The following is a 19,539-nucleotide window of genomic DNA, read 5'->3' on the forward strand; positions in this document are numbered from 1 at the left end:
CCTCAGCTCTCGTCGGTGCGGGCACCGAAGACGATCTCGTCCCACGAGGGCATCGAGGGACGCCCCTTGGTCCGCCGCCCGGAGTCGTTCGCCGGTGCGGTCGAGGTCGGTGACGGGGTCGGGCTCTCGGGCTCGGTCGTCGACTCTCCCGCCGGCTCCGCGTATCCGGGCTCGAGCGCGTCGAAGAGCGCGACGGGGGCACCCACCGGACGCGTCGACGTCTCGGTCGCGGCCGCCCCGGGCAGAGGCTCGCGTTGACCTCGTCGACGACGCAACGCCTCGAGCAGGTCGGCTGTCTCGGACGACGTGACGGGAGCATCGGGCGCGCGCTTGATGGCGGCCGCCTGAACGGCCGCGGCGACCGGCCCGGTCGCTTCCACGCCCGGTTCATCTTCGATGTCGATCTTGCGAGGTCCGAACGAACCGCTGTCGAACCGGGAATCGTCCTTGGGCAGCGGGCTGTCCAGGGCGCGAAGCCGGGGGATCAGCCCCTCGGGAAGCGATCCCTGGCGAGACAGCTGGATCGCGTCGGAGTTCTGGGGCGACAGGGTGCTACGGCGAGGATCGAAGCTCCATCGCGCGTCGTGGTCGATTCCGTTCGCGGTGAACTCCAGTTTGACCATCCAGCCGGACGACTCTTTCCAGCTCGTCCATCGCTCGGCCGACGCGCCGGCCTCAGTGAGCTTCGCCCGCACAGCGGTGCCGAAGGTGATGGGGGAGTCGTGCTCGAGTGTGCCGCCAAGCAGCACGGGAACGGCCAAGGCTTGCGCCACGACATGCTCCCGCTCGGCCAGAACGGGGCCCTCGAATCTCTCGACGTCTTCGACGCGGGCGTTCAGAAGCGTCGCCACCTCGCGCGCGGTGAGACCGGAACGGATGTGTGCCTGGATCTCTCGCGGGCTGGGGCGGGGTCCACGATCGTCGTCCTGGCGGTCGCGACGGGCCCGGCGTGCTTGCACGCGCATCACCTCGTCGAGGGCCAGAGCGAAACGTTCGCCCGACTCGGTCGCGACGACGAGGACGTCATCCTCAGTTCCGATGACTTTGAGCTGCTCCATGCGAAACACCCCTCCGATCTGCGGTCGACGCCCATGCTGTCACGGGCGTCACGTGGTTCCGGGAATATCGCGGGCGCGCCGCGAGTTTCACGCGTCGCCGGAAACGCAACCGCCCCCGAACGCATTTGCTTATCGAGGTCGGGTCATGCAAACTATGGCCGCCCGATCGGGTATCCGACGGCGCACAGCACCACAATCACCGGAAGTAGAGACCAGCACGCATGGCGACCGATTACGACGCACCGCGCAAGACCGAGGACGACAGTGAGTCGATCGAGGCCCTCAAGGAGCGCGTGCCCGACAAGACGTCGGGGTCGATCGACAACGAGGATGCCGACAACCCCTCGGGCTTCGAGCTGCCCGGGGCAGACCTGTCCGACATCGAACTCGACGTCGTCGTCCTCCCCCCACAGGAAGACGAGTTCACGTGCATGAACTGCTTCCTCGTGAAGCACCGCTCGCAGATCGACCACGAAAGCGGCAACGGCTTCATCTGCGTGGAGTGCGCAGCCTGAGCTGAGCACGCTGGATCGCCGCCACCAGGCGATCCGGCGTCCGGGTGGACACCACCCACGAGGGAGTCGGATCCTCGGGGTCGGTCACGGGAACCGTGACCACCCCGTCGATACCGCCCCGAAGGACATGCCACGCCCGGCGGTCGAGACCACTCCCACGGGCAGTGCGCGCGGCATCGCCCTCCACTGCGTGAGGCTCTCCGAGCAGGGCGACCGGGATCCGCGCTCGACCGGCTCGCAGTTCGCCGTCGCGGATCTCGACGACGGGCGACAGTGCGACCAGCGCGGCGACGATCGCCACGGCCACGATCAGCCCGATGACGAGGGCGAAGGTGGTGTCGATGGGGGAGAAGACAAGTGCGGCCATCGGCCCACAGACCGCTGCCGCCACCAGCGCCCACAGCGATGGGCTGAGGCGCTCTCGATACTCGACTCCGGTGCGGATACCGCACCCCCTCTTCTGCATTACCCTCGTGGGGTGACCGAAACGGTGGATGTCCTCATTGTCGCATCCGAGCCCCCGGTCTTCGCCCACCCGGGCGACGCCGGAGCCGACCTGACCTCCGCGGAGGCCGTGCGACTCGAACCCGGCCGACGCGCGCTCGTCTCGACGGGTGTGCGCATCGCGCTCCCGGAGGGATACGCAGCCTTCGTCGTGCCCCGGAGCGGCCTCGCCGCGAAACACGGCATCACCATCGTGAACTCCCCGGGGACGATCGACGCCGGCTACCGCGGGGAGATCAAAGTCGCCCTGTTGAACACCGACCTCGACGAGGCCTACGACATCGCGGTCGGAGACCGCATCGCCCAGCTCATCGTCCTGCCCATCCCGCCGGTGCGATTCCTCCCTGTCGACGGACTCCCCGACAGCGTGCGCGGCGAGGGCGGCTTCGGATCGAGCGGATACCAGAACCTGCAAGGGAGCACCCGATGACCGACGACGCGCCGTCCACCCCCGAAATCGAGGAGCCCGGTCTCGAACTGGCCCTCGCGGCCAAGAGCGCCCCGGCCGATCGCGACAGCAGCGGACCGTTCGACGAGTCCGAAGCGAACCCGGTCCGTCCGTACATCGACCTGGGCGGCATCAAGATCCTCCCGCGCGAGGGCCTCAACCTCCGCCTCGAGGTCGAAGAGCAGACCAAGCGGATCGTGGCCGTCGGCCTCGACTATGCCGACTCCACCCTGCAGGTGCAGCCGTTCGCGGCCCCGCGCACCAGCGGACTGTGGGGAGAGACGCGCGAGCAGATCCGCCAGCAGGTGAAGCAGCAGGGCGGACGCGTCGAAGAGCGCGAAGGCCCTCTCGGCCCTGAGCTCCTCGCAGAGGTCCCCGTGATGGCCGGCGCGGACGGGGCAGGAAAGCGGCTCGCGCGCTTCGTCGGCGTCGACGGTCCGCGATGGTTCCTCCGCGGCGTCATCGGCGGAGCGGCGACGACCGATGTCGAGGCGGCAGCCGCCGTCGAAGACCTCTATCGCTCGATCGTCGTCGTCCGCGGCGGCTCACCCATGCCCCCGCGCGATCTCATCCCGCTCCGGATGCCGGCGACCCCCGGCACGGCATGAGCGACGACGCGGCCCGCTCGGACCGTCACGGCGAGAGCGTCCCTCTGGAGCCCCCCGCTCCCGCGGACACCTTCGGTGCGGCGCTGGGGAACGCGGCGCGGCGCGCCGGACTCGATCCGGCTGCGCACGCGACGACCGGCTCCGCGGTGTGGTCGGCCATGGGCGGATGGCGCGGCATCCTCGAGTCCGTTCTCCCCTCACTCGCGTTCGTCGTCCTGTTCACCGTCACGATCGACCCCGAGACGCGTCAGGGAAACCTCTGGCTCAGCCTGGGGGTCTCGGTCGGACTCGCGGCCGCGTTCACCATCGCCCGCCTCGTTGCGAAGTCGCCCCCGAGCGCCGCGATCGGCGGGCTCCTGGCCACCGTCGCGGCCGCGGTGCTGGCGCTCGTCACGGGACGCGGACAAGACAACTTCGTCTTCGGCTTCTTCACCAACGGCGCCTATGGGACGGCGTTCCTCGTGTCTGCCCTCGTGGGGTGGCCGCTCATCGGTCTCGCCGCGGGGTATCTGACCGGGGAGGGCACGCGCTGGCGCGCGGACCGGCGCAAGCGTCGCGCGTACGTGTGGCTGTCGATCGCCTGGGCGGCGCTGTTCGCTGCGCGCCTGGCTGTGCAGCTGCCGTTGTACTTCGCCGGCGACGTGGTGGCGCTCGGCACGCTCAAGATCGTGATGGGGCTTCCGCTGTTCGCTCCGATGCTCGCGGTGACCTGGCTCACCGTCCGTGCCCTCGGCTCCGCTCGCTCCGTTGCGCGCGAAGACTGATACATTTATCTTGATATCAAGATAAATCCCCGTCTTCCACGCGGTTAGGTCGGCCTTCCTGGCAGGGACCGAGCGGCCCGGGGAAGATGGATCCGCGGGCCGACGCCTGCGCATTCGCCGACGAAGGAGACGATCGTGTCCACGGTTGACAGCTTCGGTGCCAAGAGCACCCTGACGGTCGGCAGCACCGACTACGAGATCTTCCGCATCGACACGGTCGCCGGTCACGAGAAGCTCCCGTTCAGCCTGAAGGTGCTGCTCGAGAACCTGCTCCGCACCGAGGATGGTGCCAACGTCACCAAGGAGCAGATCGAGGCCCTCGGCTCGTGGGTGCCCACGGCCGACCCCGACACCGAGATCCAGTTCACGCCGGCTCGCGTGGTCATGCAGGACTTCACCGGTGTGCCCTGCATCGTCGACCTCGCCACCATGCGCGAGGCCGTGACCGCCCTCGGCGGCGACCCGAACAAGATCAACCCCCTCTCGCCCGCCGAGATGGTCATCGACCACTCGGTCATCGCCGACCTCTTCGGCAGCGAGAACGCCCTCGAGCGCAACGTCGAGATCGAGTACGAGCGCAACGGCGAGCGGTACCAGTTCCTCCGCTGGGGCCAGACGGCATTCGACGACTTCAAGGTCGTGCCCCCGGGCACCGGCATCGTGCACCAGGTCAACATCGAGCACCTCGCCAAGGTCGTCTACGACCGCTCGGTCGACGGCGTCCTGCGCGCCTACCCCGACACCTGCGTCGGCACCGACTCGCACACCACGATGGTCAACGGCCTCGGCGTGCTCGGCTGGGGCGTCGGCGGCATCGAGGCCGAGGCGGCCATGCTCGGCCAGCCCGTGTCGATGCTGATCCCGCGCGTCGTCGGCTTCAAGCTCTCGGGCGAGATCCCCGCCGGCGTCACCGCGACCGACGTCGTGCTCACCATCACCGACATGCTGCGCAAGCACGGCGTGGTCGGCAAGTTCGTCGAGTTCTACGGCGAGGGCGTCGCCTCGGTGCCGCTGGCAAACCGCGCGACCATCGGCAACATGAGCCCCGAGTTCGGCTCGACCGCCGCGATGTTCCCCATCGACGACGTCACGCTCGACTACCTGCGTCTCACCGGTCGCGACGAGCAGACCGTGGCCCTCGTCGAGGCGTACGCCAAGGAGCAGAAGCTCTGGCACGACCCGTCGCGCGAGCTCGTCTTCAGCGAGTACATGGAGCTCGACCTGTCGACGGTCGTCCCCTCGATCGCCGGCCCCAAGCGCCCGCAGGACCGTATCCTCCTCTCCGAGGCGAAGTCGCAGTTCGAGAAGGACATCCTGAACTACGCGGATGCTTCGGTCTCCGACTCGATCGTCGACCTCGAAGTCGACGGCACCTTCCCGGCATCCGACCCGGGTTCGGTTCCCGGCGAGGAAGAAGAAGACGTGACCGACAGCGAGGTGCTCATCTCCTCCGGTCACCCGGTCAACGCCTCCAAGCCGGTCAAGGTCACCACGCCCGAGGGCCAGTCCTACCTGCTCGACAACGGGGCGGTCACCCTTGCGGCCATCACCTCGTGCACGAACACCTCGAACCCCTCGGTCATGATCGCGGCGGGCCTGCTCGCCAAGAACGCCGTCGACAAGGGCCTCAAGCGCAAGCCGTGGGTCAAGACGACGCTCGGACCCGGCTCGAAGGTCGTGACCGACTACTACGAGAAGTCCGGTCTCGACAAGGCGCTCGAGGGCCTCGACTTCTACACCGTCGGCTACGGCTGCACGATCTGCATCGGCAACTCGGGCCCGCTCATCGAAGAGGTCTCCGAAGCCATCAACGAGAACGACCTCGCCGTCACGGCCGTCCTCTCGGGTAACCGCAACTTCGAGGGTCGCATCAGCCCCGACGTGAAGATGAACTACCTGGCATCCCCGCCGCTGGTCGTCGCCTACGCTCTCGCGGGCTCGATGAACTTCGACTTCGAGACCGACGCCCTCGGCAAGGACCAGAACGGCGACGACGTCTTCCTGAAGGACATCTGGCCGGCGCCTGACCAGGTGCAGACGATCATCGACGCGTCGATCTCGCGCGAGCAGTTCATCCAGCAGTACGCCACCGTCTTCGAGGGTGACGAGCGCTGGAAGAACCTGCCCACGCCGACCGGTCCGGTCTTCGAATGGGATGCCGACTCCACCTACGTGCGCAAGGCGCCCTACTTCGACGGCATGTCGATGGAGCCCTCGCCGGTCACCGACATCACCGGTGCGCGCGTGATGGCGACGCTCGGCGACTCGGTCACGACCGATCACATCAGCCCGGCCGGCAACATCAAGGCCGGCACCCCCGCCGCGCAGTACCTCATGGAGCACGGCGTCGCGCAGAAGGACTTCAACTCCTACGGCTCGCGCCGTGGCAACCACGAGGTCATGATCCGCGGCACGTTCGCCAACATCCGCCTGAAGAACGAGATGGTCGCGGCCGTCAACGACGGTCAGATCATCGAGGGCGGATACACCCGTGACTTCACCAAGGAGGGCGGCCCGCAGTCGTACATCTACGACGCGAGCCGGAACTACCAGGAGCAGGGCACCCCGCTGGTCATCTTCGGCGGTAAGGAGTACGGCTCGGGCTCGTCGCGCGACTGGGCCGCGAAGGGCACCAACCTCCTCGGCGTGAAGGCCGTCATCACCGAGAGCTTCGAGCGCATCCACCGCTCGAACCTCATCGGTATGGGTGTCGTCCCGCTGCAGTTCCCCGCCGGCGAGAGCTGGAAGTCGCTGGGTCTCGACGGCACCGAGATCGTCTCGATCGAGGGCCTCGAGCAGCTCAACGAGGGCGTCACGCCCAAGACCGTGAAGGTCACCGCCGAGCCGAGCGAGTTCTCGCCCGAGGGCAAGCAGACCATCACGTTCGACGCCGTGGTCCGCATCGACACCCCCGGTGAGGCCGACTACTACCGCAACGGCGGCATCCTGCAGTACGTGCTGCGTTCGCTGGTCTGACGCACCGCGCAGTGCGAGCGCCCGTCCCGATCCGTCGGGACGGGCGCTCGTCCGTTGCCGCCATCGCGGCGCGCGTCGGGCGAGGCGAGAGAGCATCGCGGGGTTCCCGCGCAAGCCGTTGCCGGGCCCTGCGCAGCCCCCGAGACTAGAATCGACACGTACGCGCGTTCCCGCGCGCACCGCACGAGAGGAGTCTTATGGCTCTCCTACCCGGCATTCACGGCCCCCGTGACCTCGACGATCTGACCCCCGACCAGCTGCGGCAGCTGGCCGGCGAAGTCCGCGCGTTCCTCGTCGAGAACGTCGCGCGCACCGGCGGCCACCTCGGTCCGAACCTCGGCGTCGTCGAGCTGACCATCGCGCTGCACAAGGTCTTCGACTCACCAGCCGACCCGATCATCTTCGACACCGGGCACCAGTCGTACGTGCACAAGATGCTCACCGGCCGACAGGACTTCGCGGGCCTTCGCTCTCGCGGCGGGCTGGCCGGCTACCCGCAGCGCTCTGAGAGCGAGCACGACATCGTCGAGTCGTCGCACGCTTCCAGCTCGTTGAGCTGGGCGGACGGCGTCTCACGGGCGTTCTCGCGCACCGGGCGTCGCGATCGCCACGTCGTCGCCGTCGTCGGAGACGGTGCGCTCACCGGCGGAATGACGTGGGAGGCGCTGAACAACATCAGCGACGACAACGACCGCAACCTCGTCATCGTCGTGAACGACAACGGTCGCTCATACGCCCCGACGATCGGTGGCATGGCGCGCTACCTCAACCGTGTCCGCACGAATGACGCGTATCGCACATTGCATCGCGGCTCGGACACGCTCTTCCGCCGCCTCGGTCCCGCCGCCCGCGCGGTGTACCGCGGCGTGCGCGGCGGGACACACGGCTTCCTGTCGCGCTTCACGAACAACGAGGCCCTGTACAGCAATCTCGACATCAAATACCTCGGCCCGATCGACGGGCACGACTTCGAGTCGCTCATCGAGACTCTCGAACTCGCCAAGTCGTACGGCGCCCCGGTGATCGTCCACGCCATCACCGACAAGGGCAGCGGGTATGCCCCTGCGATGAGCGACGAGGCTGACCAGTTCCACGCCGTCGGCAAGATCGACCCGATCACGGGTGAGGCCCTCGGGGCGGGCGGTGGTCTGCAGTGGACCGATGTCTTCGCAGACGAGCTCGTCGACGTCGGCACTGAGCGTAGCGACGTCATCGCCATGACCGCCGCGATGCTGCGCCCGACGGGCCTGCAGAAGTTCGCCGAGCGGTTCCCCGAGCGCGTGTACGACGTCGGCATCGCCGAGCAGCACGCCGTCGCCTCGGCGGCCGGCCTCGCGTTCGGCGGACTGCATCCCGTCGTCGCGATCTACGCCACCTTCATGAACCGCGCGTTCGACCAGGTGATGATGGACGTCGCGCTCCACAAGGCGGGCGTCACTTTCGTCCTCGACCGTGCGGGTGTCACGGGCCCCGACGGTCCGAGCCACCACGGGATCTGGGATCTGGCGATGCTGCAACTCGTCCCCGGCATCCGGATCGCCGCCCCACGCGATGCCGCGCGCCTGCGCGAGGAGTTCCGCGAGGCCACGTCCATCGAGGACGCGCCCACCGTGGTCCGCTACCCCAAGGGCAAGGTGAACGCCGACGTCGAGGCGATCGAGCGCCTCCACGACGGCGTCGATGTGCTGAGCCGTGGCACGAGCGAAGACGTCCTCCTGGTCGGCATCGGTCCGATGGTGCACCTGGCCCTCGAGGTCGCGGATCGGCTCAAGGCGCAGGGCATCGGCGCAACGGTCATCGACCCGCGCTGGGCGATCCCCGTGCAGCCCTCGGTCATCGAGCTGGCGCGCGAGCACCGCCTCGTGATCACCATCGAAGACGGTATCCGCGTCGGCGGTGTCGGCACGCGCGTGCGCCAGGTGCTGCGTGAGGCCGGCGTCGACACGGCCGTCGACGAGCTCGGCATCCCGGATGAGTTCATCGACCATGCCACGCGTGAGCAGATCCTCGAGGATGCCGGACTCACCGCATCCAAGATCGCCCATGACGTGGTGGCCCAGGTGCTCGGGACCCGCATTCCGGTGGCGCGTCAGACGCCGACGGGTTCGATCCCGACCATCGAGTGGGAGAACTCGCGTCCCTGACTGCTAGACAACAGAACCCGCACGAACGACAGCGGCGCCGCCCCGACGTGGGGACGGCGCCGCTGTCGCTCGTGGGGAGATCAGCCGCCGATGCCGCGGATGGGCGGGTGGTGGAACGTGTCGCCGAAGGCGCGCTCCGATGCTCCCTCGCGATCGAGGTAGGGCGAGGCCCCACCGTCGATGAAGGGCCAGCCGGCGCCGAGGATGAGGCACAGGTCGATGTCCTGCACCTCTGGCACGACGCCCTCATCGAGCATGATCTTGATCTCCTGCGCGAGGCCGTCCTGCACGCGGGCGAGGATGGTCTCGGGCGCGACGGGCGTCTTGCCGGTGACGAGCACCTTCTGTGCGGCCTTGGTCCACCCGGTCACGCGACCGCCCTTGTCCTTCTCGACGACCTCGGGGAGAGCTGCGAGCTCGTGGAAGTTCTCCGACGCGAAGAACCGGTCGGGGAACGCGGATGCCATGGTGTCCTGCACGTGAGCCGCGACCTTCCAGCCGACGAGATCGATGAGCTGGAACGGCCCCATGGGCAGTCCCAGCGGCGCGAACGCCTTCTCCACCACCGTGATCGGAGTGCCCTCGTACACAGCACGCGCGGCTTCGCCCATGACCTTCGCCAGCAGGCGGTTCACGACGAAGCCCGGCGCGTCGGCGGTGAGCACCGCGTTCTTGCCAAGCCCCTTGGCGACGACGAACGCCGTCGACAGAGCGGCGTCGGAGGTGGCATGCGTCTTGACGACCTCGATGAGCGGCATGACCGCGACGGGGTTGAAGAAGTGGAAGCCCACGAGTCGCTCGGGGTTCTGCAGCACCGAGCCGATCTCGGCAACCGAGAGCGACGACGTGTTCGTCGCGAGGATCGCGTCGTCGGCCACGATTCTCTCGATCGCGCTGAACACCTCCTGCTTGACGCCGACCTCCTCGAACACGGCCTCGATCACGAAGTCGCAGTCCGCGAACTCCGTGCGGTCGGTGGTGCCGTGCACGAGGGCCCGCAGCTGGTTCGCCGTGTCGCCGTCCAGGCGCCCCTTCGCCTCGAGCTTGCCGATCTCCTCACGAATGGATGCCACGCCCTTGTCGACGCGGCCCTGATCGAGGTCCGTGATGATCACGGGCACCCGGAGCTTGCGCACGAACAGCAGCGCGAACTGCGAGGCCATGAGGCCGGCACCGATGACGCCGACTTTCGTCACCTTCTTCGCGAGCGCCTTGTCGGGGGCCCCGACGGGGCGCTTGGCGCGCTTCTGAACGAGGTCGAACGCATACATGGATGCCGCGAACTGGTCGCCCGTGATGAGGTCGGCCAGCGCCTCATCCTCACGCGCGAACCCCTCGGCCTTGGTGCCGCTCTTCGCCTTGTCGAGCAGGTCGAGCGCGACGTAGGGGGAGCGGGGGACAGTGCCGATCTTCGACTCGAGCATGCCGCGGGCCATCTTGATGGCGATGGGCCACTTCGTCAGACGCTCGAGTTTGCCGGGCTCGTTCTTGCGCTCGACGCGGACCCGACCGGTGAGCACGCCGTCAGCCCAGCGCAGCGAGTCCTCCAGGTAGCTGGCCGCCGGGAAGATGGCATCCATGATCCCGAGGTCGAACGCCTGCTGCGGCTTGAGCATGCGGTTCTGCTTGAGCGGGTTCGAGATGACGACCTCGAGCGTGTTCTCGATACCGATGAGGTTCGGCAGCAGGTAGGCGCCGCCCCAGCCGGGGATGATGCCGAGGAACACCTCCGGCAGCGCGATGGCCGCGGCCGAGGCGTCGACCGTGCGGTAGGTCGAGTTCAGGGCGATCTCGAGGCCGCCGCCGAGGGCGAGACCGTTGACGAACGCGAACGAGGGCACGCCCAGGTCTGACAGCGAGCCGATCACCTGGTGACCACGCTGAGCGATGAGCCGCGCCACGTCTTTCGACGGCAGCTTCGCCACGTCGGAGAGATCGGCGCCGGCCGCGAGGATGTACTGCTTGCCGGTGATCGCGACGGCGTGGATCTCGCCCGACGCCGCGCGGCGCTTCAGCGTCGCGAGCGTCTCGCCCAGCTCGGCGAGTGTGGCGGGCCCGAGCGTGTTGGGCCGCGTGTGGTCGCGACCGTTGTCGAGCGTGATCAGCGCGAGCACATTGCCCGAGGGCAAGCGCACGTCGCGGACGGGGGAGTGGGTGACCACCTCGTCGCCGGTCAGGGCGTCGAGGGGGCTGAAGTCGATCGCGGAGTAGTCGGTCACTTGCGCTTCTTCTTTCCGTCGAAGAACGGGTTCTCCCAGATAACCGAGCCGCCCTGGCCCAGGCCCACGCACATCGCGGTGAGGCCGTAGCGCACGTCCGGGCGCTCGGCGAACTGCGCGGCCAGCTGGATCATGAGACGGACTCCGGATGCCGCGAGCGGGTGACCGACGGCGATCGCGCCGCCCCACGGGTTCACGCGCGGGTCGTCGTCGGCGATGCCGAAGTGGTCGAGGAGCGAGATGACCTGGATCGCGAACGCCTCGTTCAGCTCGAACAGACCGATGTCGTCGATCGTGAGACCGGCCTTCTTCAGGGCCTTCTCGGTCGAGGGGATGGGCCCGATGCCCATGATCTCGGGCTCGACCCCGGCGAACGCGAACGAGACCATGCGCATCTTGGGTGCCAGGCCGAGTTCCTTCACCGCGTCAGCTCCGGCGAGCAGGCTGATCGTCGCTCCGTCGGTGAGGGGCGACGAGGTTCCGGCCGTGACGCGGCCGTGAGGGCGGAACGGAGTCTTCAGCGTCGCGAGACCCTCGACAGTCGTCTCGGGGCGGCGCCCCTCGTCTTCCGTCGCAAGACCCCAGGCGCCGTCGGCGTCCTTGACGGCGACGGGCACGAGATCCGGCTGGATCTTCCCCGCCTCGTACGCAGCCTGCACCTTGTGCTGGCTAGCCGCGCCGAAGCGGTCGGCCCGCTCCTTGGTCAAGTGCGGGAAGCGGTCGTGGATGCGCTCGGCCGTCACACCCATGTTGAGCGCGCCCGGGTCGACGAGCTTCTCGGCGACGAAGCGGGGGTTCGGGTCGACATTGCCTCCGATGGGGTGGCGTCCCATGTGCTCGACTCCGCCCGCGAGGGCGAGGTCGTACATGCCGACGCCGATCGACGCGCCCATCGTGGTCACGCTCGTCATGGCGCCCGCGCACATGCGCTCGATCGCGAGGCCCGGCACGGTCATCGGCAGACCCGCCAAAATCGCCGCCGTGCGCCCGAGGGTCAGACCCTGATCGCCGGTCTGCGACGTCGCGGCGATCGCCACGTCGTCGATCCGGTCCTTCGGTACGTCGCCGTTACGCTCCATCAACCCGATGATCGCCTTGACCACCAGGTCATCAGCGCGGGTGTTCCAGTACATACCCTTCTCGCCGGCGCGCCCGAAAGGGGTGCGCATTCCGTCGACGAAGAAGACGTCCGTCATCTCGGCCACTCTGCCTCCAAAGTTTGGGATGACCCCAGCCTAGGAAGGCCCATTCCCGGAACGGAATCGGTTGTCCGAACCTACGAATCCGCGCCGGGAGCCTCGTCGGCCGCATTGACGGAAGCTACAAAGCTATCCGCAATCACCTGTGCGGTCTGGTCAATCTGCCACGGGCGGGCGCCGAGCTCGGACAGGGCCGCACCGATGGTCTCGACGCTGATCTCCGCAGGGGGAGTCCACGCCACACGGCGGAGCGTCTCGGGAGTGAGGAGATTTTCCGTCGGCATCCGGAGTTCTGCGGCTCGCGCCTCGACGGCGGGGCGCGCCGCCTTGAGTCGACGATCCGCTTCGGGGTTGCGATCGACCCACGCCCGAGGAGGGGGGAGGGTGTCGCTCGGAACGCGGTCGGGGGGAAGCTCGGTGTCCTCACGGCCCGCGACGATCGCGTTCCACCAACGGTCCAGCTGCGTGCGGCTCGCCCGACCGTTGAACTCCTTGACCCCGGCCAGCGCCTGCTTGCTCGACGGGTCGGCGAGCACCGCGGCGATGAGCGCCCGGTCGGGCAGCAGTCGGCCCGGGGCGACGTCCTGCTCCTGGGCGTACTCCTCGCGGGCACGCCAGAGCGAACGTGCGATGGCGAGTGCGCGGCGCCCGCGCACGGTGTGCAGCCCGCTCATACGCCGCCACGGGTCTTCGCGCGGCGGCTTGGGCAGACGATCCAGGACCGCCTGGAACTCCTGGCGCGCGAACTCGGTCTTGCCCTGCTCGTCGAGTTCGGCGACCAGCACGTCGCGCACATCGATGAGGTGCTCGACGTCGAGGGCGGCGTACTCCAGCCACGACGCGGGGAGAGGCCGAGTCGACCAATCCGCCGCCGAGTGCGCCTTCGCCAGGGTGATGCCGAGAGTCTGCTCCACGACAGCGCCGAGGCCCACACGCTCGTGCCCGAGCAGACGCGCTCCCAGCTCGGTGTCGAAGATGCGGGGAGGTTCGAGGCCCCGCTCGCGCAACGAGGGGAGATCTTGGCTGGCGGCGTGGAACACCCACTCGGCATCGGCGAGTGCGGCCTGCAGCGGGGAGAAGTCTTCGATCGTCGAGGGGTCGAAGAGGAAGACACCCGCCTCACGGCGGAAGACCTGGATGAGGTAGGCGCGCTGGGAGTAGCGGAAACCCGACGCGCGCTCCACGTCGACCGCGACGGGCCCGGTGCCCGCTGCCAGACGGTCGGACGCCGAGGCCAAGCCGTCGGCGTTCTCGATGACGATGTACTCAACCACGGGTGGGCCTCCGGGCTCCGAAGACGGCGACGCCCTCCGACCCCGGGGGGAGGCCGGCGAGCATGCACACGAGTTCCGCCCACGCGTCGAGATGGGGGCGGATGGGACCACGCGGCGACCATGACGCGCGAAGTTCGATCTGAGACCCCTCACCCTGCGAGGCGAGCGCCCCGAACCCGGTGGAGAGCGTCTTGGTGGCCGTCCCCGATTCGGAGTGGCGCTCGGCCCCGCGCGAATCCAGCGCGTCGATGAGCCACGACCACGCCACCTGGGCGAGCAGGGGATCGATGCCGATCTCGGGCTCCAGGGGCGCCTGCGCGAAGCACACGATTCGCCAGGCTCCCTCCCACGCGTCGGGCTCCTCCGGATCGTGGAGGAGGATGAAGCGGCCGGTACCGAACGGTGAGTCGGTGGCGTGCTCCTCGGGACGGACATCGCCCGCCAGCGCCAGGCTGTGCGGCGCGAGGCCGGCGGGGGAGGGGATCTCGCGCACCACGAAATCCTCACGGAACGTGGCGGCGCGCACCTCCTCCATCGCCCGGGCGAAAGGGGTCGACGCCTCGGGTGAGCCCAGGTCAGTCACGGCCACAGACTAGAGTGAGGCCTCGATGAACGCTCCCAGGCGCGCCGCGAGGCCCAGGCCCTCGAGTCGGACCTCCGCGATCGCCCGCGTCGGAATCGGCGCCCTCTCCCTCGCGCTGGGCGCGAGCCTGACAGCGTTGAGCGCAGTCTCCGTCCGGATGGCGCGCACCGTCGTCACTCCCGCAGGGCGGGTCCCGAATGTGCGGATCCTGTCTCTGGACACCTCGGCGCAGACCGTGACCCTTCAGCGAACTCCCGACACGGCGCTTCCCGGTCGGTACGGGCTCTTCACCACGGGCACCTTCGACTACCTGAGGCTGGGTTCCGTGGTACAGGACGACGGCACCTCCGTGACCCGGAAGCTCCTCACCCACGTTCCCGCCGAGGGGCGCCTGGCCGCCGAAGCTGCTTTCAGCGGCTGGTACTACGACCGACCCGAAGACCTGCGCCTGTCGGTGCGGTCAGCAGAGATCGAGACACCCGTCGGCGCCTGCCCGGCATGGGAGTTCCCCGCCGCGATCGACTCGGACGTCTGGGTGATCCAGGTGCACGGCCGGGGGACCACACGGGCCGAGACGCTGAGGGCCGTCCCCCTCTTCCATGCGCTCGGCATCAACGCTCTCGTGGTGTCGTACCGCAACGACGGAGAGGCTCCGCAGAGCACGAGCGGCACCTACGCCCTCGGCGCGACCGAGTGGCAAGACGTCGATGCCGCGATCACCTACGCCATCGGCCAGGGAGCACGGCGCGTCATCCTGATGGGCTGGTCGATGGGTGGGGCGATGTGTCTGCAGGCGGAGGCGCTGTCAGCGCACCGCGACGTCATCGCCGCCCTGATCTTGGAGTCTCCGGTCGTCGACTGGCGCACGGTGCTGCGCTACCAGAGCCGGCTGCTCCACCTGCCTTCTCCCGTGCTCGCCGTCACGGAGCGCCTTCTCGGCTCCCGATGGGGGGCCCGCCTCGTGAGCGGCGCGGAGGCCATCCCTCTCGACCGCCTCGACCGTGTTGCTCACGCGGGCGAGCTGCAGCATCCCACGCTCATCCTGCACAGCGACGACGACGGTTTCGTGCCGAGCGACGCCTCCCACGCTCTCGCGGCTGCCCGGCCCGACCTCGTCACCATGGAGACGTTCGAGGTCGCGCGCCACACCAAGCTGTGGAACTACGACGAGGCTCGCTTCACCCGAGCGATCGAGGACTGGGTGCGCGAGCGGGGCCTCGCCGTCGGGAGCTGACGGATGCCGCGACTCACGCGCCGCGCTTGGACCGCACTTGACGCTTGGCCCGCATCAGCATCCCCGTCATCCCCGCGATGCGCAGGGGACTGACAGCGCGCGTGAGACCGATGCTCTGCGGGAAATCGTCGGGCACGGCGAGCACCTCATCCGCGGTCAGTCCCGTCAGTCCCTGGGCGAGGATGCTGGCGAAACCACGAGTGGTCGGCGCTTCCGCAGGGGCAGTGGCGTGCATCGCGACACGATCGTCTGCGTCGACCGTCACGATGATGTAGACCGGCGACTGGCACTCCGCGACGCGCTCCTGCAGCTCGGGGTGGTCCGCATACTCCGCGGGGACCGCGGGGAGCTCCTGCGAGAACTCCAGGAGAAGCTGCAACCGGTCGGGCTCATCGAGTTCGAGGAACTCGTCGCGGATCTCGGCCAGGCGGGCGGGGAGGGTGTTCTCGGACATCTCCGTCATCCTCCCACGCCCGCGTCGACCGGGCTCAGCGGGAGGGAACCTCGCCGGGCTCGGACCCCGAGACGATCGGCACGCGCACCGCGCTGCCCCACTCGGTCCACGACCCGTCGTAGTTGCGAACGTCATCGAAGCCGAGAAGGTGCTTCAGGACGAACCACGTGTGGCTGGAGCGCTCACCGATGCGGCAGTACGCCACGATCTTGTCGCCGTCCTTCAGACCCGCGCCCTCGCGGTAGATCGCGTCGAGTTCCTCGCGCGACTTGAAGCCGCCGTCCTCGGCCACGGCCTTGGCCCACGGCACGCTCTGGGCACTCGGGATGTGGCCGGCGCGCAGCGCACCCTCTTCCGGGTAGGCGGGAGCGGTGGTGCGCTCGCCGGAGTACTCCTCGGGGGAGCGCACGTCGATGAGGGGGTTGCCCAGGTGCGCGAGCACGTCGTCCTTGTACGCGCGCAGCAGCGAGTCGTCGCGCTCGACCACCGGGTAGTCGGTGGGCTCGACGGCCGTCTTGTCGGTCGTCACCGGGCGTCCCTCCGCGATCCACTTGTCACGGCCACCGTCGAGAAGGCGCACGTCTTCGTGACCGAAGAGAGAGAACACCCACAGGGCGTAGGCGGCCCACCAGTTGTTCTTGTCCCCGTAGATGACGACGGTGTCGTCGCGCGAGATCCCCTTGCTGCTCAGCAGCTTCGCGAACCCGGCGCCGTCGACGTAGTCGCGGACGACGGGGTCGTTGAGCTCGGTGTGCCAGTCGACCTTCACCGCCCCCGGGATGTGACCCGTCTCGTACAGCAGGACGTCCTCGTCGGACTCGACGACGACGAGACCGGGCTGCCCGAGGCGCTGCTCGAGCCACTCGCCCGTCACGAGCCGGCCGGGCTCGGCGTAGTCGGCGAATTTGGGGGAGGTGGTGTCGAGCTCGACGGTCACGAGAAACTCCTCGGTCAAGGCGGCGGATGGTGCGGCATAGGGTGGACACCGCACCATCGACCCTAGATCCGCGGCATGGGGCACGCACCCTTCCCGTAAGACTTGGACACAGGACGGCCATGACCTCGACGCCCGCCACGACCGGCCTCATTCACCTCACCGAGCGCGATCCGGCCGTCACGGGCGCGGAGATGGTGAACGCCCTCGTCCCGCCCCCGCAGTTCGACGGGGCGACGTTCGAGTCGTACCGGGCGGACGATGCCTATCCCTCCCAGCAGGAGGCGAAGGAGCTCCTCCAGTCGTTCGCCGGCAAGCAGTCGGCGCCGGCGAAGAAGGGCGGCTTCTTCCGGCGCGCGGAGAAGGCGGCGCCGGTCAAGCCGGGCGTCTACCTCGACGGCGGGTTCGGCGTCGGCAAGACCCACCTGTTGGCGTCGATCTATCACGCGATGCCCGCCCGCCGGAAGTACTTCGGGTCGTTCATCGAGTACACCGCCCTGGTCGGCGTCCTCGGCTACGCCAAGGCCGTGGAGCTGTTCCGCGGCAGCGACCTCCTCTGCATCGACGAGTTCGAGCTCGACGACCCGGGCGACACGATGGTGATGACGCGCCTGCTGGGCGAGCTCGTGGCATCCGGGACCCGGCTGGCGGCGACTTCGAACACCCCGCCCAACGCCCTCGGCGAGGGGCGGTTCGCCGCGCAGGACTTCCTCCGGGAGATCCAGTCGATGTCGGACAGCTTCCGCACCATCCGCATCGACGGCACCGACTTCCGCCAACGCGCGATCGACGGCGAGGCCAAGGTCCTGACCGACGACGAGTATCGACGGACGATGGATGCCGCAGCCTCCGGCGCCGTGGCATCCGATGACGCGTTCGCGGACCTGGTCGCTCACCTGGCCCGTGTGCACCCCTCGCGATTCATCCGTCTGATCGACGGCGTCGACGTCATCGGACTGAGGGACGTGACCGTGCTGCACGACCAGTCGGCGGCTCTGCGTCTGGTCGCCTTCATCGACCGTGCGTACGACGCGCAGATCCCGATCCGGGCGACGGGGGTGCCGCTGAACACCGTCTTCAGCGACGAGATGCTCGGTGGCGGGTACCGGAAGAAGTACCTGCGGGCGACCTCTCGCCTCGTGGCTCTCACACACTCCTGATCCAGCCACTTCATCCGCGGCTCTCGGCCGCGCGAAACGCGATGTTTACCTGGAGCCGTGCGCTGTAACGCGCCCGTAACACCAGTCGAACGCCGATGGAAACCGAGGCTGTGAACACTGGGGGGACCCGACGCTACACCTGCGTCCCTGCAGAGAGGTTTCCTCCGAGATGGATCAAGGCAACACCGCATTCATCCTGATAGCAGCCGCCCTCGTGCTGCTCATGACGCCAGGACTCGCGTTCTTCTACGGCGGCCTCGTCAAGGCCAAGAGCGTCATCAGCATGATGATGATGAGCTTCGGCGCGATGGGCCTCATCGGGGTCCTTTGGGTCGTCTACGGCTACGCGATCGCTTTCCCCGCGACCGACGCCGGGGTCACGCAGCTGCCCTGGATGATCGACTGGAACGAGCTCGGCCTCACCGGCGTTCTCGAGACGCCCGAGGGCGCCGCCTACCCGCCGCTCGCCTTCGTCGCCTTCCAGGCCACGTTCGCCATCATCACCGTCGCCCTGGTCTCGGGCGCCATCGCCGACCGCGCCAAGTTCGGCTCCTGGATGATCTTCGCGTTCATCTGGGCGACCGTCGTCTACTTCCCCGTTGCGAGCTGGGTCTTCAACTTCGGCCTCGCCGATGACGGCTCGTTCTCGTACGGCGGCTGGATCACGCACGGTATGCAGGACGTCTTCGGCGTCGGCGCGATCGACTTCGCCGGTGGTACCGCGGTCCACATCAACGCCGGTGCCGCCGCCCTCGCCCTGGCCCTGGTGCTCGGCAAGCGTGTCGGCTTCCAGAAGGGCGCCCACGTCCCTCACAACCCGCCGTTCGTCCTCCTCGGCGCGGGCCTGCTGTGGTTCGGCTGGTTCGGCTTCAACGCAGGCTCGGAGCTCGCGGCTGACGGCACTGCCGCTCTCGCTTTCGTCAACACGATCGCTGCCCCCGCTGCCGCTCTGCTCTCGTGGCTGATCGTCGAGAAGATCAAGGACGGCAAGCCCACGTCGGTCGGTGCCGCCTCGGGTGCCGTCGCCGGTCTCGTCGCAATCACCCCGGCCTGCGCGTCGCTGACGCCGATCTGGGCCATCGTGCTCGGCCTCGTCGCCGGTGCGGTCTGCGCCCTGGCGATCGAGCTGAAGTTCAAGCTCGGCTTCGACGACTCGCTCGACGTGGTCGGCATCCACCTCGTCGGTGGTCTGCTCGGAACCCTGTACCTCGGCATCTTCGCCAACGGCACGGGCCTCATCTACAGCGGCTCGCTGACGCAGCTGCTGGTTCAGGCGATCGCGGCCTTCGCGGTCCTGATCTACTCCTTCGTGCTGGCCTTCGTCATCGGCTTCGCGATCGAGAAGACGATCGGCTTCCGCGTCAAGAACGAGGACGAGATCGCCGGTATCGACACCGTCGTGCACGGCGAAGAGGGCTACGTCCTGAGCGACGCCCGCGCCTGATCAGCTCCAACCCCGGACGGG

Annotated in this window: 17 protein-coding genes; 9 read left to right on the plus strand and 8 right to left on the minus strand. The window is 68.4% G+C overall.

From position 1 onward, the window contains the following. Positions 1 to 2 precede the first annotated feature (2 nt). Positions 3 to 1,058 (minus strand): septation protein SepH, encoded by a 1,056-nt coding sequence (gene sepH / locus PIR02_17080; protein WZH36449.1) that lies wholly within the window; start codon positions 1,056 to 1,058, stop codon positions 3 to 5. A 221-nt stretch (positions 1,059 to 1,279) separates the two neighbouring features. Between sepH and PIR02_17085 the strand changes: the two genes are divergently transcribed. Continuing rightward, positions 1,280 to 1,573 carry a DUF4193 domain-containing protein gene (locus PIR02_17085; protein ID WZH36450.1) on the plus strand — a complete coding sequence of 98 codons (294 nt, stop codon included), beginning with the start codon at positions 1,280 to 1,282 and terminating at the stop codon, positions 1,571 to 1,573. Here PIR02_17085 and PIR02_17090 read toward each other — a convergent pair. Next, positions 1,548 to 2,039, minus strand: a complete 492-nt coding sequence (locus tag PIR02_17090) for a DUF3093 domain-containing protein (GenBank protein ID WZH36451.1) — start codon at positions 2,037 to 2,039, stop codon at positions 1,548 to 1,550. The genes PIR02_17085 and PIR02_17090 overlap by 26 nt on opposite strands. A 12-nt stretch (positions 2,040 to 2,051) precedes the next feature. Between PIR02_17090 and dut the strand changes: the two genes are divergently transcribed. The 5 genes from dut to dxs all read left to right on the plus strand — a co-directional run bounded on the left by dut (position 2,052) and on the right by dxs (position 9,017). Beyond that, positions 2,052 to 2,507 carry a dUTP diphosphatase gene (dut, locus tag PIR02_17095; GenBank protein WZH36452.1) on the plus strand — a complete coding sequence of 152 codons (456 nt, stop codon included), beginning with the start codon at positions 2,052 to 2,054 and terminating at the stop codon, positions 2,505 to 2,507. After that, positions 2,504 to 3,133, plus strand: coding sequence for a DUF3710 domain-containing protein (locus tag PIR02_17100; GenBank protein WZH36453.1), 630 nt, complete (start codon positions 2,504 to 2,506; stop codon positions 3,131 to 3,133). The genes dut and PIR02_17100 overlap by 4 nt, the downstream gene beginning before the upstream one ends. After that, positions 3,130 to 3,897 (plus strand): DUF3159 domain-containing protein, encoded by a 768-nt coding sequence (locus PIR02_17105; protein ID WZH36454.1) that lies wholly within the window; start codon positions 3,130 to 3,132, stop codon positions 3,895 to 3,897. Before PIR02_17100 ends, PIR02_17105 begins: the two co-directional genes overlap by 4 nt. Positions 3,898 to 4,032: 135 nt before the next feature. Next, positions 4,033 to 6,873, plus strand: a complete 2,841-nt coding sequence (gene acnA, locus PIR02_17110) for an aconitate hydratase AcnA (protein WZH36455.1) — start codon at positions 4,033 to 4,035, stop codon at positions 6,871 to 6,873. Between the two features lie 197 nt (positions 6,874 to 7,070). After that, a complete protein-coding gene (gene dxs, locus PIR02_17115; GenBank protein WZH36456.1) occupies positions 7,071 to 9,017 on the plus strand; it encodes a 1-deoxy-D-xylulose-5-phosphate synthase in 1,947 nt (648 codons plus the stop codon). A gap of 80 nt (positions 9,018 to 9,097) precedes the next feature. Here the strand turns inward: dxs and PIR02_17120 are convergent, their stop codons facing one another. From PIR02_17120 to PIR02_17135, 4 genes are all read right to left on the minus strand, one after another. Beyond that, on the minus strand, positions 9,098 to 11,236 hold the full coding sequence (locus PIR02_17120) for a 3-hydroxyacyl-CoA dehydrogenase NAD-binding domain-containing protein (GenBank protein WZH36457.1): 2,139 nt from the start codon (positions 11,234 to 11,236) through the stop codon (positions 9,098 to 9,100). Continuing rightward, a complete protein-coding gene (locus PIR02_17125; protein ID WZH36458.1) occupies positions 11,233 to 12,441 on the minus strand; it encodes a thiolase family protein in 1,209 nt (402 codons plus the stop codon). Before PIR02_17125 ends, PIR02_17120 begins: the two co-directional genes overlap by 4 nt. 71 nt (positions 12,442 to 12,512) lie before the next feature. Further along, entirely contained in the window at positions 12,513 to 13,709 is a 1,197-nt protein-coding gene (locus tag PIR02_17130) for a ribonuclease D (GenBank protein WZH36459.1), read from the minus strand. After that, on the minus strand, positions 13,702 to 14,298 hold the full coding sequence (locus PIR02_17135) for a DUF3000 domain-containing protein (GenBank protein ID WZH36460.1): 597 nt from the start codon (positions 14,296 to 14,298) through the stop codon (positions 13,702 to 13,704). Before PIR02_17135 ends, PIR02_17130 begins: the two co-directional genes overlap by 8 nt. A 130-nt stretch (positions 14,299 to 14,428) precedes the next feature. On the opposite strand from PIR02_17135, the gene PIR02_17140 reads away from it, so the two are divergent. Then, on the plus strand, positions 14,429 to 15,526 hold the full coding sequence (locus tag PIR02_17140; GenBank protein ID WZH36461.1) for an alpha/beta fold hydrolase: 1,098 nt from the start codon (positions 14,429 to 14,431) through the stop codon (positions 15,524 to 15,526). A 13-nt stretch (positions 15,527 to 15,539) separates the two neighbouring features. On the opposite strand, the gene PIR02_17145 is transcribed toward PIR02_17140, so the two are convergent. Both PIR02_17145 and PIR02_17150 read right to left on the minus strand, forming a co-directional pair. After that, the gene (locus tag PIR02_17145) at positions 15,540 to 15,980 is read right to left on the minus strand and encodes a SufE family protein (protein WZH36462.1); all 441 of its coding nucleotides are present in this window, start codon (positions 15,978 to 15,980) and stop codon (positions 15,540 to 15,542) included. Positions 15,981 to 16,014: 34 nt separating this feature from the next. Further along, positions 16,015 to 16,917: a sulfurtransferase gene (locus tag PIR02_17150; GenBank protein WZH39036.1), complete on the minus strand. Its 903-nt coding sequence runs from the start codon at positions 16,915 to 16,917 to the stop codon at positions 16,015 to 16,017. A 119-nt stretch (positions 16,918 to 17,036) separates the two neighbouring features. Between PIR02_17150 and zapE the strand changes: the two genes are divergently transcribed. Together zapE and PIR02_17160 are read left to right on the plus strand one after the other, a co-directional pair. Then, positions 17,037 to 18,074, plus strand: coding sequence for a cell division protein ZapE (gene zapE, locus PIR02_17155; GenBank protein ID WZH36463.1), 1,038 nt, complete (start codon positions 17,037 to 17,039; stop codon positions 18,072 to 18,074). Between the two features lie 169 nt (positions 18,075 to 18,243). Beyond that, positions 18,244 to 19,518 (plus strand): ammonium transporter, encoded by a 1,275-nt coding sequence (locus PIR02_17160; protein WZH36464.1) that lies wholly within the window; start codon positions 18,244 to 18,246, stop codon positions 19,516 to 19,518. Positions 19,519 to 19,539 lie beyond the last annotated feature (21 nt).

Source organism: Microbacterium enclense (assembly GCA_038182865.1).
Lineage (GTDB): Bacteria > Actinomycetota > Actinomycetes > Actinomycetales > Microbacteriaceae > Microbacterium > Microbacterium enclense_B.